The organism is Eubacterium callanderi, from assembly GCF_900142645.1.
In the GTDB taxonomy this organism is placed as follows: Bacteria; Bacillota; Clostridia; order Eubacteriales; family Eubacteriaceae; genus Eubacterium; species Eubacterium callanderi.
Window position 1 is genome coordinate 146179 of sequence record NZ_FRBP01000006.1, and the last position, 15948, is coordinate 162126.

The 15948-nt window shown below is 43.9% G+C and carries 15 protein-coding genes, 1 riboswitch and 1 other annotated feature; of the genes, 9 read left to right on the plus strand and 6 right to left on the minus strand.

Translation table 11 applies throughout. The features are described 5' to 3' along the window. Nucleotides 1-7 precede the first annotated feature (7 nt). From BUC22_RS09355 to lexA, 9 genes are all read left to right on the plus strand, one after another. The gene (locus BUC22_RS09355; protein WP_073382802.1) at nucleotides 8-1357 is read left to right on the plus strand and encodes a Mur ligase family protein; all 1350 of its coding nucleotides are present in this window, start codon (nucleotides 8-10) and stop codon (nucleotides 1355-1357) included. Then, the gene (locus BUC22_RS09360; RefSeq protein WP_013380506.1) at nucleotides 1358-2128 is read left to right on the plus strand and encodes a type 1 glutamine amidotransferase; all 771 of its coding nucleotides are present in this window, start codon (nucleotides 1358-1360) and stop codon (nucleotides 2126-2128) included. Next, nucleotides 2129-3160 carry a tRNA 2-thiouridine(34) synthase MnmA gene (gene mnmA / locus BUC22_RS09365; RefSeq protein ID WP_013380507.1) on the plus strand — a complete coding sequence of 344 codons (1032 nt, stop codon included), beginning with the start codon at nucleotides 2129-2131 and terminating at the stop codon, nucleotides 3158-3160. It begins immediately after the preceding gene. A gap of 85 nt (nucleotides 3161-3245) precedes the next feature. Beyond that, nucleotides 3246-4580, plus strand: a complete 1335-nt coding sequence (gene glmM / locus BUC22_RS09370) for a phosphoglucosamine mutase (RefSeq protein ID WP_013380508.1) — start codon at nucleotides 3246-3248, stop codon at nucleotides 4578-4580. A 102-nt stretch (nucleotides 4581-4682) separates the two neighbouring features. Further along, nucleotides 4683-4727: riboswitch (PreQ1 riboswitch) on the plus strand. A gap of 82 nt (nucleotides 4728-4809) precedes the next feature. After that, nucleotides 4810-5793 (plus strand): nucleoside hydrolase, encoded by a 984-nt coding sequence (locus tag BUC22_RS09375; protein ID WP_013380509.1) that lies wholly within the window; start codon nucleotides 4810-4812, stop codon nucleotides 5791-5793. Between the two features lie 13 nt (nucleotides 5794-5806). Next, entirely contained in the window at nucleotides 5807-6367 is a 561-nt protein-coding gene (locus BUC22_RS09380) for an ECF transporter S component (RefSeq protein WP_013380510.1), read from the plus strand. A 139-nt stretch (nucleotides 6368-6506) separates the two neighbouring features. Next, the gene (locus BUC22_RS09385; RefSeq protein WP_013380511.1) at nucleotides 6507-7010 is read left to right on the plus strand and encodes an HD domain-containing protein; all 504 of its coding nucleotides are present in this window, start codon (nucleotides 6507-6509) and stop codon (nucleotides 7008-7010) included. A 197-nt stretch (nucleotides 7011-7207) separates the two neighbouring features. Next, on the plus strand, nucleotides 7208-8170 hold the full coding sequence (locus tag BUC22_RS09390; RefSeq protein WP_013380512.1) for a tyrosine-type recombinase/integrase: 963 nt from the start codon (nucleotides 7208-7210) through the stop codon (nucleotides 8168-8170). Nucleotides 8171-8259: 89 nt separating this feature from the next. Further along, a complete protein-coding gene (lexA, locus tag BUC22_RS09395) occupies nucleotides 8260-8901 on the plus strand; it encodes a transcriptional repressor LexA (RefSeq protein ID WP_070081227.1) in 642 nt (213 codons plus the stop codon). Nucleotides 8902-8949: 48 nt separating this feature from the next. Here lexA and BUC22_RS09400 read toward each other — a convergent pair whose 3' ends face one another. From BUC22_RS09400 to BUC22_RS09425, 6 genes are all read right to left on the minus strand, one after another. Next, entirely contained in the window at nucleotides 8950-9534 is a 585-nt protein-coding gene (locus BUC22_RS09400; protein ID WP_070081228.1) for a cell division protein ZapA, read from the minus strand. Between the two features lie 97 nt (nucleotides 9535-9631). Next, complete coding sequence (locus BUC22_RS09405; protein WP_013380516.1) at nucleotides 9632-10522, minus strand: DNA-processing protein DprA; 891 nt, start codon at nucleotides 10520-10522, stop codon at nucleotides 9632-9634. A gap of 175 nt (nucleotides 10523-10697) precedes the next feature. Beyond that, entirely contained in the window at nucleotides 10698-13082 is a 2385-nt protein-coding gene (pheT, locus tag BUC22_RS09410; protein ID WP_013380517.1) for a phenylalanine--tRNA ligase subunit beta, read from the minus strand. Nucleotides 13083-13094: 12 nt separating this feature from the next. Then, complete coding sequence (gene pheS / locus BUC22_RS09415; RefSeq protein ID WP_073382804.1) at nucleotides 13095-14117, minus strand: phenylalanine--tRNA ligase subunit alpha; 1023 nt, start codon at nucleotides 14115-14117, stop codon at nucleotides 13095-13097. Between the two features lie 76 nt (nucleotides 14118-14193). Continuing rightward, nucleotides 14194-14425 (minus strand) — a binding site (T-box leader). Between the two features lie 12 nt (nucleotides 14426-14437). Then, nucleotides 14438-15271: a TrmH family RNA methyltransferase gene (locus BUC22_RS09420; protein WP_158308585.1), complete on the minus strand. Its 834-nt coding sequence runs from the start codon at nucleotides 15269-15271 to the stop codon at nucleotides 14438-14440. Nucleotides 15272-15275: 4 nt separating this feature from the next. Beyond that, nucleotides 15276-15944, minus strand: a complete 669-nt coding sequence (locus BUC22_RS09425; RefSeq protein ID WP_013380520.1) for a potassium channel family protein — start codon at nucleotides 15942-15944, stop codon at nucleotides 15276-15278. Nucleotides 15945-15948 lie beyond the last annotated feature (4 nt).

A 15948-nucleotide genomic window follows, 5' to 3' on the forward strand; every position in this document is an offset into this window, starting at 1 on the left:
AACAAGTATGAAGTTTTATTTGGCGTTATGGTACGCTAAAGCCATTAACGGCCTCATCAATCTTGTCAGCAAGGGGAGAGGTTCTAACCTTTCTGGAGAGAAGGCCTTAAAGGTAGACCCGAGAATGGTCGAGCATTTCAAGGGGATCGACTATTCCAAGGTTGTTTTTATTACAGGAACCAATGGTAAATCAAGCACCACCAACCTGGTGACTCATATTTTACGGGAAAACGGAAAAACCGTTGTATCAAACCTCGAGGGCGCAAACCTGCTGCCCGGCATCGCCACCATTCTGGCAAAAGAATCGACAATGACCGGAAAACTCAAGGCGGACTATTTTGTCTTTGAAACAGACGAGCGTTATTTACCCCTTATTTATGACCAGCTGCCGGCTGAAAACATGTTAATCACCAATCTGCAGAAGGATCAGGTTCAGCGCAACGGCGACCCGGATTTTATCTATCGCAAGCTCACCTCTTTTATGAATCCAAAAATGCATTTATATTTAAATAATGAAGAGCCTCGAACAAAATCCTTTGAACGCTTTACCGACCATGTCACTTATTATGGCGTGGAAAAGCATTCTGAATCCTTTGAAAAAGACGAAACCTATCCGACCTGCGCCTGTCCAAAATGCTACCATAAGGTTGATTTTGACTATTATACCATCGACAGCGTCGGTCCGTTTACCTGTACAAACTGCGGGTATTCCAGTGAAGCGGCACCCCATTATGCCGTGAAGGATGTTGATTTTGAAAATAAGACTTTCACCGTTGAGGATGAAAGCTTTAATATGCCCTATGACCTGCCGTTTATGCTGTATAACTACAGCGGTGCTCTGGCGCTTTGCGAACGCTTTGCCGGCGTCTCTGTCAAGGACGCGGTCCCTGCCTTTAATTCTTTTAAAAACATTGGCGGCCGTTTTGAGGTGCTTCACTACAAGGATAAAACCATTAAATATATGCGAATCAAGCAGGAAAACCCGGATACACTCCAGAGCGCTTTAAACATCATGGCTTCAGACCAGGAAGAAAAAATGGTCTGTTTTGGCTTCTATGCGGTTTCGGATTTTATCCCATTCTATACCAACACCTTTTACAGCTTTGACTGTGACTTCAAGCCACTTGCGGAATCGAATGTTGAAAAATATTTTTGTTTCTCTCAAAATGTCTGCTATGATACCGCCAACCGGTTGATTTACGAAGGCGTTGAATCGTCAAAAATCGCCATCAAGGATACCGATGATATCAAAACGATTTTTGAAGAAATTGAAAAAGCAGATACTTCAAATATTTATCTGATCACATGGCTTGAAACCTTTAATAAAATGAAAAAATACATCGAGGAGGGCAATTAAATGAATGAAAAAACATTAAAGATCGGGTGGATGTTTCCCGATTCCCTGTACCTCCACGGTGACCGCGGAAATGTTCTGGCTTTAAAGCGTATGGGCGAAGCCGCAGGGTTTGAGGTGGAAATCGAAAAAATTGATTTTGACACTGAAGATTTCACACCAATGGATTATGATTTCTTATTCTGTTCACCGGGAGAGATCGCTTCTTTTTCTTCCATCATTGATTATCTGGAGCCTTATGACCTTTCACTCCGCGGCTTCATTCAGGCTGGCCGTCCCATGCTTGTCACTGGAACCAGCATTGCTCTCTGGGGCAATGAAATCAGGAGAGATGACGGCAGTGTCGCCAAAGGCCTGGGCATTATTGATGTGGAAACCACTGAAAACAAAGCCGTCTACGGTGATGATCTTTATTTCAGCTGTAACCTGAATGGCTCACAAATGGAAATCATCGGGAACCAGATCCAGATGGCTGATTTCAGACTGACCGGCAACGACGAGCCCTTTGGAAAGCTGAACTATGGATACGGTAATAACGGCAAAGACACCAATGAGGGCGTCCAGATCAAAAACGCGGTCTTTACAAATACCCTTGGTCCGGTGCTTGTCTGTAATCCCTGGATGACCGAAGCCTTTGTCCGCATCATTGCAGATAATCAGGAAACAGACCTGGAAAACTTCTCTGTCAGTATGACGCTTGAAGAAAAATCCTTTGCGACTAAAAAACAGTTTATTTTGAAAAAAACAACACATTTGACAAATTGTAAAAGATAAATGAAAAATAAAAAAGTAATTGTGGGATTCAGCGGCGGTGCAGACAGTGCTGCCGCTGTTCTGATTTTAAAAAACAAAGGTTATGAGGTACTGGGCGTAACCTTTGATTTTTTTGGAAATGAACCCCTTCTCGAAAAAGCCAGTGTCCTTGCAAAACAAATCGGCATCCAGCATGAATGCATCAACAGGCAGCGTGAGTTCAGGGAAAAGGTCATAAAACCATTTATAAGCGAATATCTCAGAGGTTATACGCCCAATCCCTGCGTCCGCTGTGACGCAGGGATGAAATTCAGAGGACTGATGGCGTACGCCAATGAAAAAGAGGCTGAATTTATCGCGACTGGCCACTACTTAAGGCTTGAAAAACGTCATGGACAGGTTCAGATTAAGACCAGTGAGGATAGCAGAAAAGACCAGAGCTATTATCTCTATACCCTTGATCAGGAATATCTGAGCCGTCTTATTTTTCCTCTGAGTGCTTTTCAATCAAAAGATGCGGTGCGGGCTTTTTTGGAGAAGGAGGGGATAGCGCTTCCAAAATCCGAAGAAAGTCAGGGAATCTGCTTTATCCCGGATGGAAATTATGCCCGTTTCATAAAAAAAGAAACACCATTAATGCCCGAAGGACGTTTTCGGGATCGTTTTGGTAAAATTCTCGGCAGCCATAACGGTTTTTATTATTATACGGTTGGGCAAAAGCGCGGCGTTCCGGTGATTTCCGGAAAAAAATATGTTGTTACTGCTCTGCGTCCAGAATTTAATGAGGTTATTCTCGGTGAGGAATCCGATCTTTATCAGAAGAAAATCTTTTTAAAAGAACTTCACTTTATTGACGGCAGCTTATATTCAGGAGAAATACAATTTAAAGTATGCCGCTGGGGTTACCTTTATCCGGGAAGGCTCCACCTGTCCGGTGACCGCAGAGGCTATCTGGAGTGTGAAAAAGCTGTTCGAGCGCCTATGCCTGGGCAGTCTGCAGTCTTTTATGACGGGGACAGGCTTTTAGGCGGTGGAATCATCGAATATAAGTAAAACATGATAAAATCCTTTAAATGAATTGATTTATTTCTGTTTTAAAGCTATAATAGAATTTGATTTATGGAATAGAGGTTAAAAAATGGGAAAATTTTTTGGTACTGATGGTGTTCGTGGTGTCTTTGGTGAGGAGTTAACCACAGAATTAGCCTATCAGCTTGGACGTTATGGCGCTTATATATTATCAGAGGGCAGCCATAATCCTAAAATTGTTATTGGGAAGGATACCCGTATTTCGGGCGATCCTCTTGAAAAAGCTCTGACAGACGGTATTATCTCGGTAGGGGGTAAAGTTGTACTGGCAGGCGTTATACCAACACCCGCTGTCGCGGTCATTGCCCGCGAGATCAAGGCAGATGCCGGGATTGTCATCTCCGCATCGCACAACCCTTATCAGTTTAATGGGATTAAATTTTTTAATGGCGCAGGTTACAAGCTCTCTGATGACGTAGAAAATCAGATTGAAAAATGTATCATTGACCAGCTTACAATCAATGACCGGACCGATGGTTCAGTCGAAACCCTTGAGCAGCCTGAAAAAATCTATGTGGAGCACATCACAAAAGGATTCGCCTGCGATTTTTCCGGTATCCGTATGGTGCTGGACTGTGCCAATGGCGCTTCCTACCGCATTGCGCCAAAGTTTTTCAGGGAAGCTGGAGCCGATGTGGTTGTGATCGGTCATGAACCAGACGGCAAAAACATCAATGACGGATACGGTTCTACCTGTCTTGACAAGCTGAGCGATCATGTCCTCTCAGAAAAAGCCGACATCGGGATTGCCTTTGACGGTGACGCAGACCGCTGTCTGGCAGTTGACAATGAAGGCCGCATCATCGACGGCGATAAGATCCTTCATCTGGTCGGCGCAAAGCTGAAACAGGAGGGCCGGCTGAAAAAGGATACCGTCGTGGTGACCGTTATGAGTAATATCGGCCTCGATATCGCTTTGAAAGACTGCGGCTGCAAAAGTGTTAAGACAAATGTCGGCGACCGCTATGTTCTGGAAGAAATGCTGAAAGAAGGGTATAATCTCGGCGGGGAACAATCTGGCCATGTTATCTTGCTGGATCATAATACCACCGGCGACGGTCTTTTAACCGCAGTATCTCTTTTGACGATCTTAAAGGAAGAAACCCGCACCTCAGCTGAGCTTTCGTCCTTAATGACCTCCTATCCACAAGTGCTTGTGAATGCAAAAGTGACCAATCAGACTAAAAATGACTACCTGACAGATGAAATTATCCAGAAGCGAATCACAGAGGTTGAAAAGCATTTTGACGGCCAGGGGCGTGTATTAATCCGCCCATCAGGCACGGAACCTCTGGTGCGTGTCATGATTGAGGGCAAAGACCAGTCTGAACTTAACCGCATTGCCACAGATCTGGCTAAACTCATTGAGGAGCGCCTGGCTTAAGAAGGTTGTAAAATTTTTTAAAATATGCTATAGTATCCATAGAAAATGATGGCTTACGCTGTCTGTAAAGCAAGCTGTTTTGCACATATTAACCGTTTTTAAAACGGAGAGGTTCGTAACCATCCCTCTATAAAAAACTAAGGAAAGAGCGTTATAAAGGGCGTACGGTTACACGTGCGCCCTTTTTGCGTTTATCCGCTGGTTGAACTTAACCGAGGAGAAAAATATCATGACAAGAAGAAAAGTAATTATTGACTGCGATCCGGGAATTGACGATGCTCTGGCCATTATGCTGGCATGCCGTTCTCCGGAATTGGAAATTTTAGGCCTTACTATTGTATCCGGTAATATCAACGGTTATCAATGCGCTGAAAATGCGCTCCATATTTTAAAGGTGATGGACCGTCTGGATATTCCAGTTTATCTTGGTGCGACGCGCCCTCTTCTGAGAGATATGGTTGTTGCAGAGGAAACACACGGCGAGGATGGCCTTGGCGGTGTTAAATTTGAAAGAATTGAAGATGTCCGTTATCGTGAGGGCGCTGTCGATTTTATTTTGAATACTCTAAAGATGGAAGATAATGTCTCTGTTCTGGCCATTGGCCCTTTAACCAATATCGCGCTGGCCTTACAGACCGATAAATCTGCATTAAGTCGGATGGATGAGCTTGTTTTAATGGGCGGAGCTTTTAAAAGCCATGGAAACTGCTCACCGGTGGCTGAGTTTAATTTCTGGGCAGACCCTGATGCTGCTGAAATGGTCCTGAACCAACTGGACCGGCCCATTACGATGGTTGGGCTGGATGTCACCCGGGAAGTCGTTCTGACACCAAATTATATTGAGCTGCTGCGCCAATTTAATGATCCGGCAGCGGATTTTATCGTTGATATCACCCGGTTCTATCTGGATTTTCACTGGGAGCAGGAGCGCACCCTTGGCTGCGTCATCAATGACCCTCTGGCCATTGCTTACTTTATTGATCCCTCCATCTGTTCAGGAAAAACCTACTACGTGGATGTCGTTACCGAAGGCAAGGCGATCGGGATGAGCATGGTAGACGTGGGTGGTATTTACAAAAAAGAACCGAACTGCCTTGTCCTTACCCAGGTACATGCCAGAGCCTTTATGGAAATGTTTATGACACGCCTTTTTCCTGAGCATCAATCGGATATTACATTGGTTTTATCCAATGAGAAATACGGCTGCGAGTAGGCGGGTGGCTATTGTGAAGAAGCTTACAACCAATATGCTTGTTTTTATGGCCATGGCTGTTGGATTAAATTTTGTAGGATGCTTTGTTGCGCTCGTACTTAAGCTTCCGGTCTATTTGGATTCTATGGGTACACTGCTTTCCGCAGTGCTCATGGGACCGGCAGCAGGCGCGGCCGTCGGCGGACTGACCGCACTCATTAACGGTGCAACCATTGATCCAGTTTCCCTTTACTTTTTACCAGTACAGGTAGTGGCCGGTGTATCGACAGGGCTGCTGTTTAAAAGCGGCCGTTTTGAGGGTTTAAAATCCGTTCTGGCAATTGTGCTGGTAACCCTGTTTGTCTCAGTCATGTCCTCTGTTATTGTCGCCTTTGTCTTTAATGGCGTTACCTCATCAGGCTCCAGCCTGATTGTAGCCGTCCTGAAAAACTCCGGCATCAACATAGTTGCCTCCGTTTTCTCAACTCAGATTATTACGGATCTGCTGGACAAGGCGATTTGTTTTTCAGTGGTCTTTGGCATTATTAAAGTTATGCCAGTGCCTTTAAAAAATAAATTAGTAAAGCATTATTAAGAAAAAGAAGGCTCCGGCCTTTCTTTTTTTGTCAATTTTTTCCCTGTACTCCTGTTTTTGCTTCATTGACAATACAGCTGGTCAGCGGTAGACTTTAAGTTACATGGTAAAATGCTTATAAAGGAGGACGTGCATAAAAATGAAAGACATCTTGAATAATTTAATAAGCGAAATGATTGAATATGAAAAAGGAAATCCCCGCCGTGTTCAACACTTTTTAAAGGTTCATGCCTTTGCCAAAATCATTGCGGAACAGGAGGGCTTAGATGAAAGAACGCAAGATACCCTTGAAATCGCAGCTGTTTTGCATGATATCGGTATAAAGCCAAGTGTGAAAAAATATGGCTCCAGTGCCGGAAATTACCAGGAAATCGAGGGACCTCCTGTGGCCCGTCTTTTTTTAAAAAAATATAACGTATCCGATGAAATCATGGAACGCGTCAGCTTTTTGATCGCTAACCATCATACTTACGGCAGTATTCAGGCCGTTGATTACCAGGTGCTCATCGAAGCGGACTTTCTGGTCAATATTTATGAGGACAGCATGAAGCCTTCTCAAATCGAAAGCATACGTGACCGTCTGTTTAAAACAAAAACAGGAGTCCACCTTTTGGAAACCATGTTTCTCTCACAGGAGGATTAAATCGGCAGATAAATAAAACAGGGAACCGATAAGCACGGCGCAAAATTGTGCCGTGCTTCTTTTAAAATAACCCAAAAGCCGTTTTTAAAGGGAATGGATGATAAAAACTAAAAAATCTTGATATTTGATATCTTTTTTGCTATAATTGCGTATAACGTAGGTTATACGCAATTATAGCGATTGAAAGGAATACAAAAATGGACCTCAAACACAATACCCTTCTCGATGAGCTTGACGATTATCTGCTTTCCATTCGAGGCTTTTCACCAAACACATTAATTTCATACCGAAATGATCTGATGCAGTTTTTCCGCTTTTTAAAGGTACGGTTTCAACTGGCTGATCCAGATGCCGAATTCGACACCATTTCCATAGATGACGTGGACTTGAAAGTCATTAAACAGGTAACACTCCCGGATATTTACGCTTTTCTGAGCTATGCTACCTCCAAGCGCAGCAACATCGATTCAACCCGAAAAAGAAAAACGGCTGCCATCAAAAACTTATACCACTATCTGACAACAGTCATCGATACTAAAATGGATGATCCAACACAGCGTCTTGAAATACCAAAGGTTAAGTCGCGCGACCCTGTCTATCTTACGCTTGACGAAGCCTTAAGCCTTTTAAATGCTGTTGACGGTGAGTTTTACGAGCGGGACCTTGCGATCATCACCTTATTTTTAAACTGCGGAATTCGCCTTTCCGAACTGACCAATCTTAAAATTGAGGATATCCAGGAGGAAACCATCCATATTGTTGGTAAAGGCAATAAAGAGCGAAATATAAGGCTCAACGATGCCTGTGTCGAGACGCTGGAGGCTTATATGGCGGTGCGGCCAGAGGATACAGATGTACCCTATGTGTTTTTAAGCAAACGAAAGACCCCTCTTTCCAACCGCACAGTGCAGTCGATGGTAAAAAAATATGTTTTAAAGGCTGGCCTGAATGCCGATAAGATTTCTGTTCACAAACTCCGTCACACTGCCGCCACGCTGATGCATAAATACGGGCAGGTAGACATTCGTACGCTCCAGAAAGTCCTGGGCCATGAGAGTATTTCCACTACAGAAATCTACACACACATCGAGGTAGATGATGTTCGTGAGGCGATCTATCAGAATCCACTCGCGGGGCGAAATCCCGGACATAAAAAATAAACAAACATGGCTTCATTTTTCAAGAACAAATGTTTACTTTTGTTTTCTTTTATGTTATAATAAACCCAACAAACCTGGGGGTATCAAAAATGTACGAAGATTTAACTGAAAAACAAAAACAAATATTAGAATTTATAAAAAAACAGACAAGAGAATGTGGGTATCCGCCTTCTGTCCGTGAAATATGCGAGGCTGTGGGCTTTAAATCCACGTCGTCGGTGCACTCTCACCTTAAAACACTTGAGCAGCGTTCATATATTCGACGAACATCACTCAAAACACGTGCCATTGATGTTATCAACAAAGATGATGATGACGGTCTTGAAAATTTCCAGACTGACCGGGAGATGGTCACACTCCCGCTGCTTGGTAAAATCACTGCCGGTGATCCTATCCTGGCAGCTGAAGATATCATGGATCAAGTTCCCCTTCCCCTTAGTTTCGTCGGAACCGGGGAACACTTTCTGTTAAGAGTTAAAGGCACCAGTATGATTAACGCGGGGATCTTAGACGGAGATGACATTATCGTCAAAAAGCAGAACACTGCCAACGACGGTGATATTGTTGTAGCCTTTTTGCTCGAAAATGAAGAGGCAACTGTTAAGACTTTTTACCGTGATCAGGATATCGTTATCCTGAAGCCTCAAAATCCAAATTTTGAACCGAGAGAACTCAAGGATACCGAGGTTCAGATTTTGGGACGTGTAACCGGGCTTCTCCGCAAGATGTAAAACCATAAAAAGAAACCTCCAGCTCAAAAACTGGAGGTTTTAATTTTATTATTCCGGGCGATCCGAAGAGCCTTCTGGTTCCATATCCATCTGAAGTGTATCCTGATCAATCGCTTCAGGATTTTTTTTGTTTGCCTTCACCAGTTCAATCTGACTTTCAAACAGCTGGTTTTGGAGATCAAGAATCGCCTTACGGTTAGATTCACTTTCGATTTTAGCCTGTTTCAGATGTTCACGGTATTGATTGAGCAGCTCATTCTTTTCTTCGATTTCTTTCTGGAGCTGTTCCTTCTCCTCGACAAGCTGAAGCTTACTTTCTTTAAGCTCATTGATTTCTTCGCCTGCAGTCTTTAACTCTTCCTTTACCAGATTAATATTATTGGCTTCTTCCTCCTGCTTACGCTCAGCAATAAGCACATCTTTTTTAGCTTCAAATAAAAGCTCCGTAATGTTCATACAGCCAAGAATTGCAATGCGGATATGGTTGGTGAAAGGATTGCGTTCCTTAACCCTTGTCAGTTCATCGTTAACAAAGGTTGCGATCTCGCGAATATAATCCTCACTTTCCCCAGCTTTTACAGAAAAATCATTCTCTAAGATGCGAAGTTCGACAACTTTTTTTTCTTCAGGCAATTAACTTACCTCCTGTATATAAAAATTAATTAGTTCTCTTTCTATCATTATAAGTAATCTTGTAAGAAATTTCAAATAAAATATTAAAATATTACAATTATTGTCGATTTTTAAGGATAAATTGCTTAATTTCTTCCATATTGCCAACTTGATACGCAATTCCCTCCTCAGTCATGGCATCATAACCATCGACATCGGAATTGACAATAGCATCATCGGCATAAATCGGCTTTTCGTAGGTATGGGCAAAATGCAGCGTATGAAGCGTCCCGCTGTTTCGGGCGAATTCAGATACCAGCACAAAATTAGAAGCTGCTGCCTGAAGCCGGTCTCTCTCAATAAACATGTAGGCGTTCGAAGTGGACAGAGGAGAAAATTCACTGATAATACAGCCTCCCCCTGCTATGATACGTTCTGCAAGCTCCATATTTTCGCGAGGTGTAATGGTCATTAAATTTGACGGTAAAAAGGCAACGGTTTTTCCCCCTGCCTTCAGACAGCCGAGATGTGCTGCAGTGTCACAGCCAAGAGCCAGTCCACTGACAACGGTATAGCCCTGTTCTGCCAGGCTTTTACCACAATTATAGGCAAAATGATAACCGATATCTGACGGTACACGGGTGCCGATAACGGCCGCTCTGTTCACATTGGCAAGAGGCGACAGATCGCCTTTATAATAGATAAGATCTGGACCATCCTCAAAAAGCAATGCTTTTGGAAAATCCTCAGAATAAGAATTGATCATCTTGATATCATTTTCTTCACAGCATTTTAAAATCTCATCCGCACGCTTTCGTGCATCCAAAAAGGTACCGATCGTACTGTTGCGTGAAAAAACATTCAAGGATATACCGATTTCAACCAGCTCTAAAAGATGGTAGTCCGCTGGATTGTCAACGGATTTTAAAATGGCTTTCACTTTCTTGCGGCCAATGCCTTTTAGCTGGCAAAGCGCTATAATACTGCGATTTAAATCGTTCTTATTCATAATTCTCTTCCCTTCTATTGCTAAGGCAGACGAAGGTGCTGCCTGGTATTTAAATTTCATGCATTAAGACCGGGGCTTCTCAGCCCCGGTAAATTCCTGTAAATAGATCTTTATATAATCTTAACGCGATTCGCAAAATCTTTATACGATCTTAACACACTACTATTATACCATATTAATCCCTTAATTGGGCATTAAATCCATTTTTGAGGTCAGATAAAATTTCGTCCATTACTGGATTAATGTCATCGTCCGTCAATGTTCTTTCAGGATGACGGAATAAAATTGAATAAGCCAGGCTCTTCTTTCCCTTTTCGATCTGTTCGCCCTGGTATACATCAAAAAGCTCGACATTTTCCATAATACCCGTATCGTGGGATTTGATCGTCGCCTCAATTTTTGAAGCCGGCACATCCTCATCCAGGACAAGAGCGATGTCTCTTGAGGAACCAGGATACTTGGGCATTTCGACAAATTTAATGGCGTCCTGCTGTAATCCGGCCATTACGTCAAAGTCCAGCTCACAGGCGTATGTGCGTTTCGGCAGATCATAGTTTTTAACAACTACTGGGTGTATCTCCCCTATCTGTCCAACGAGGGTATCCCCCACTCTTATCTCCGCCTTTCTTCCTGGGTGATAGAGGTCTGGTCCCGCCAGAACAAAGTCGTAATCAGCAATACCTGAACGGTCGAGCAGCAGCTCAACAACGCCCTTAATATCAAAATAGTCGGTATTTCCATAGGAAGAAATGACCAGGTGCTTGCGCTCAATGGGCAGTTCACCCTTATTTGGATTTTTATGGTAGGTCTGGGCAAATTCAAAGAAACGGCCCTGTGGATTTTTACGGTTATGGTTTAAGCTCACCACTTCCAGCTGGTGACCGACCAGTGTGTTGCGCATAATGCTGTTTTCCTCGCCGAGTGGGTTGATAAGCGGAACCAGATCGTCACCGCAGTCCATATTTAAAGCGTTGATACGGTTGACACTGGTGAAAGAAGTGGTAAGGGTCTGATAGTATCCAGCGCCTACCAGCAGACTCTGAAGCATATCCTGGTATTTCTGTTTAACAGTCTTTCCGCCAACGAGAGTGGTTCCACCCATAATGGTGCTTGGAATCCTGTTGTAACCGTAAATTCGCGCGACCTCTTCTGCCAGGTCTTCACGAATTTCAAGATCCTGTCGGTAGTCGGGTACCTTGACAACCAGATTACCTTTTCCCTTATTTTCAACGGTCAGGAACAGTCTTTCAAAAATACGGATGATTTCATCTTCAGAGAGATCAATACCGATGAAACGGTTGATCCAGTCCACGTTCACAGCGACCTCATGTGGCTCTTCTGGTTTGAGGTAGACATCAATTATCCCCTCCAGAACATCGCAGGCACCGATCAGATCAAACAGATAGGTTGCACGCAGAGCTGCGGTTTCAGCAAGACCTGGATAGATGCCCTTTTCATAGCGTCCAGAAGCCTCTGTACGCATGCCAAGCTTCTTAGATGTCAAACGGATGCTGGTTTTGTCAAAACAGGCGGATTCAAGAACAACATACTCCGTATTTTCTGTAATTTCTGAGTTAGCCCCCCCCATAATCCCAGCGACAGCCACAGGGTATTTTCCGTTGGTGATCATCATCATGGATTCATCAATATCACGTTCTTTGTCATCCAGTGTGACAACAGTCTTTTCCTTATTGCCGGTTTTAACCACAATCTCGTCAGAATTAAGGCTCTTGTAATCAAAGGCGTGAAGCGGCTGTCCAAGCTCTAACATAACGTAATTTGTCACGTCGACAATATTGTTAATCGGGCGGACGCCACTGTTTAAAAGCTTAAGCTGCATCCACAGCGGAGAGGGCTCAATTTTTTTAACCTTGAACATTTTAGCCACATAGCGCGGGCACAGCTCTGTTTCGACTTTAACACTCAGATAATCGGCAATTTGGTTTTGAGTTTCTTTTTTATCATAGAGTTTAACGGGAGCCACCGCCTCGTCAAGCGCTGCCGCAGCTTCACGCGCAATGCCATAAATGGACTGGCAGTCTCCGCGGTTGGCCGTTAATTCCACCTCGATGATGCTGTCATCAATCCAGAGCAGATCACGCACCTCAACACCCAGCTCCGTATTTTCAGGCAGAATATAGATACCATTTTTAATTTCAGGGGTAAACAGATCCGTATTCATCCCCAGCTCTTCAACAGAGCACATCATGCCATAGGACATAATGCCGCGAAAATCGGTACGGCTCATTTTATGACCACCGGCTACCACTGAGTTTTCTACCGCAACCGGGACAACCGCTCCTTCAAAAACATTGGTTGCACTGGTGACAATGGTCAAGGGTGACGCAGCTGCCACATCAATCTGGCAGACAACCAGTTTATCAGCATCAGGGTGCTTTTCAATTTTAACAATCTTACCAGTGATAACGCCGGAAACTTCATCCGAAATGGGATCGATTGTTTCCACCTTTGTGCCGGACATTGTCAGGATATCCCCGAAAGTTTTGGGGTCCTGTTCAATTTTTACATATTCTTTTAACCAGTTGAGTGATACTAACATATGGGGCTCCTCCTATTTGAATTGTGTCAGAAAACGCATATCGTTTTCGAAAAGCAGACGTAAATCGTTGATTCCGTATTTGGTCATGGCCACACGTTCGAGGCCCATGCCGAAAGCGAATCCGCTGTAAACCTCTGGATCAATGCCGCAGTGGCGCAGTACATTAGGATGTACCATCCCACATCCTAAAAGCTCAATCCATCCACTGTTACCGCACACTTTGCAGCCAGTGCCGCCACATTTAAAGCAGGTCACGTCCATTTCAGCACTTGGCTCGGTGAAATAGAACTGGTGCGGGCGGAATTTAGTCTGGACAGTTTCTCCGAAAAGTTTTTTTGCGAACATATCCAGGGTTCCTTTTAAATCGGCCATTGTAATGCCCTTATCAATTACGAGCCCTTCCATCTGATGGAACACCGGTGAATGGGTCGCGTCAATTTCATCGGCGCGGTAAACGCGTCCCGGAGAGATAACACGCAGCGGCGGCTTTTCATCCATCATGACACGAACCTGAACGGGGGAAGTCTGCGTTCTTAAGACAACCTCGTCATTGTAATAAAATGTTTCCTGTAAATCTCTGGCTGAATGCTCCTGTGGCATGTTAAGATAATCAAAATTATATTTTGACCATTCGATCTCTGGCCCTTCAGCAATGGAAAAGCCCATTCCCAGGAAGATTTCTTCCAGATCATTAATGATGATATTTAAGGGGTGCAAATTGCCTTCAGATGGTTTTTTACCCGGCAAAGAGACGTCCAGCTTTTCTTTTTCAATGGCTGCCATCATTTCCGCTGTCTCCAGCGCTTCCTTTTTTCCGGCCAGTCCGGTTTCAATTTCTTCCCGAACCTCATTGGCCAACTTGCCAATAACAGGGCGCTCATCCTTGGAAAGCTTGCCCATTCCTTTTAAGGCCGCGGTTAAAACACCTTTTTTACCAAGATATTTTACGCGGATGTCATCCAGCGATTTCATATCGCTGACAGTTTTCAGATCTTCCAAACAATTTTCTCTGATGCGATTTAATTCCTCTTGCATTTTTATCTCCTTTTTCATAATAACATTTTTATCGGATCGCGGCTGCAAACTAAAAAAGCCCTTCATGCAAAACTGCATAAAGGACGAATAAATTCCGCGGTACCACCTTTGTTGCCGCAACCCATTTGGCGCGGCCCCTCACGTATAACGTCACGTTGACGTTGACCACTACAAGCACCATGTGCCTTGGCAGTCAAAACTCAGGAGGGAACTTCAGTAGCACTGTTCACCAAAACCCTCTCAGCCGCCGGGGTTTTCTCTCTGTAAGTGCGCGGCGTGCCGCCTACTTTCTCCATCATCGTCTTTATCTTATTCTTTTTTTATTCGTGCATCGCCCGTGCGATATCATACATCAAAATACCTGCAGCTACCGAAACGTTTAAAGATTCAGCATGTCCGTACATGGGCAGCTTGTATAAGTCATCACACAGGTCCGCCATACTCTTTGACATTCCCTTTGACTCATTGCCAAGAATAATACCCACAGCTTTCTGTGCAGCCAGAGAAGCAGACAGACTGGTTTTTCCCTGAAGGGAGGTTCCGATCATACGTGTACCCTGCTCCTTTAGAAAAAGCACTGTCTTCTCAAGTGCGCCGGTTTGCAGCACTGGCAGGTGAAATACCGATCCCATGGCTCCGCGCAGGACTTTTTCATTGTATATGTCTGCGGTCTTTGATGAGCAGATAATACCATCAAAGCCAGCAGCATCCGCTGTTCGTATAATGGTTCCAACATTTCCCGGATCCTGCACATCATCTAATATAACATAACTCAGACATTTTTTCCCGTTTTTTTTGCATTTTTTTTCAAAAAATTTTTCAGAGGCATCAATTTTATGTGCCGTACATAAAACACCTTCCGGCATTTTCAAAGCCGACATGGCTTCAAAGACGCTGGTATCCACAGTGAAAACCGGGATACCTGTGTCTTTCAGGCGTTTAAAAGCTGACTTTACAGTCTCTTCAGCTCCCTCAATCCACTGCGGTGTTACAAAAACCGCGGTAAACTCCACCTTCCAGGCTTCAGCCTCCATGAAAAGCTTGGTCCCTTCCAGAACAAACTGCTTTTCGCGGTCTCTGTTTTTTTTCTGTTTTAGCTTGATAACATTCTTAACCGCTGCATTTTGGCGTGACGTAATTAATTCTTGGGCCATGATTTTAATTTCCAGCCTGATAGAGCCGGGTGACATCATTAATATCAGTATTATCTCCGATTACGACCAGCTTGTCACCGGCCCGGATAACATCCGTCGCCACCGGAGAAACATTCAAATGATCCTGAGACCGGATCGCAATGATATTAAGCCCGTACTTGGTACGCATATCCAGTGATTCCAGAGCCTGGTTTTCCCATTTGTGCAAAGCGTCAACCTCAACAATCGAATGGTCTGTATCCAGCTCCAGTGCATCGATAAAATCGCCGGAATAAAGGCTGTGGCCAACACGTTCCCCCATATCACGCTCTGGTGAAAAGACCTTTTTTACCCCCAATTTGAGCAGAACCTTTTCGTGCTGTGCATTGTTGGCTTTTCCATAAATTTCCTGAATTCCAAGCTCCTGCGCATTGACAACCCCCATGATACTACTGTTGATATCAGAAGTAATAGAAATAATGACCGCGTCCACATTTTTTAAGCCAATGGACTTCAGAGCATTAATATCTGAGACGTCAGCCTGCACAGCATAAGTGACATAGTTGGCAATATTCTGCACCTTTTCCTCATTCTTATCAACAACGATCACGTTTGATCCCAACTCACTCAAAGTGATGGCGAGCGCTTCGCCGAAACGGCCAAGCCCCAGAATAGCAAACTGTTTTTCTTTCAATTTA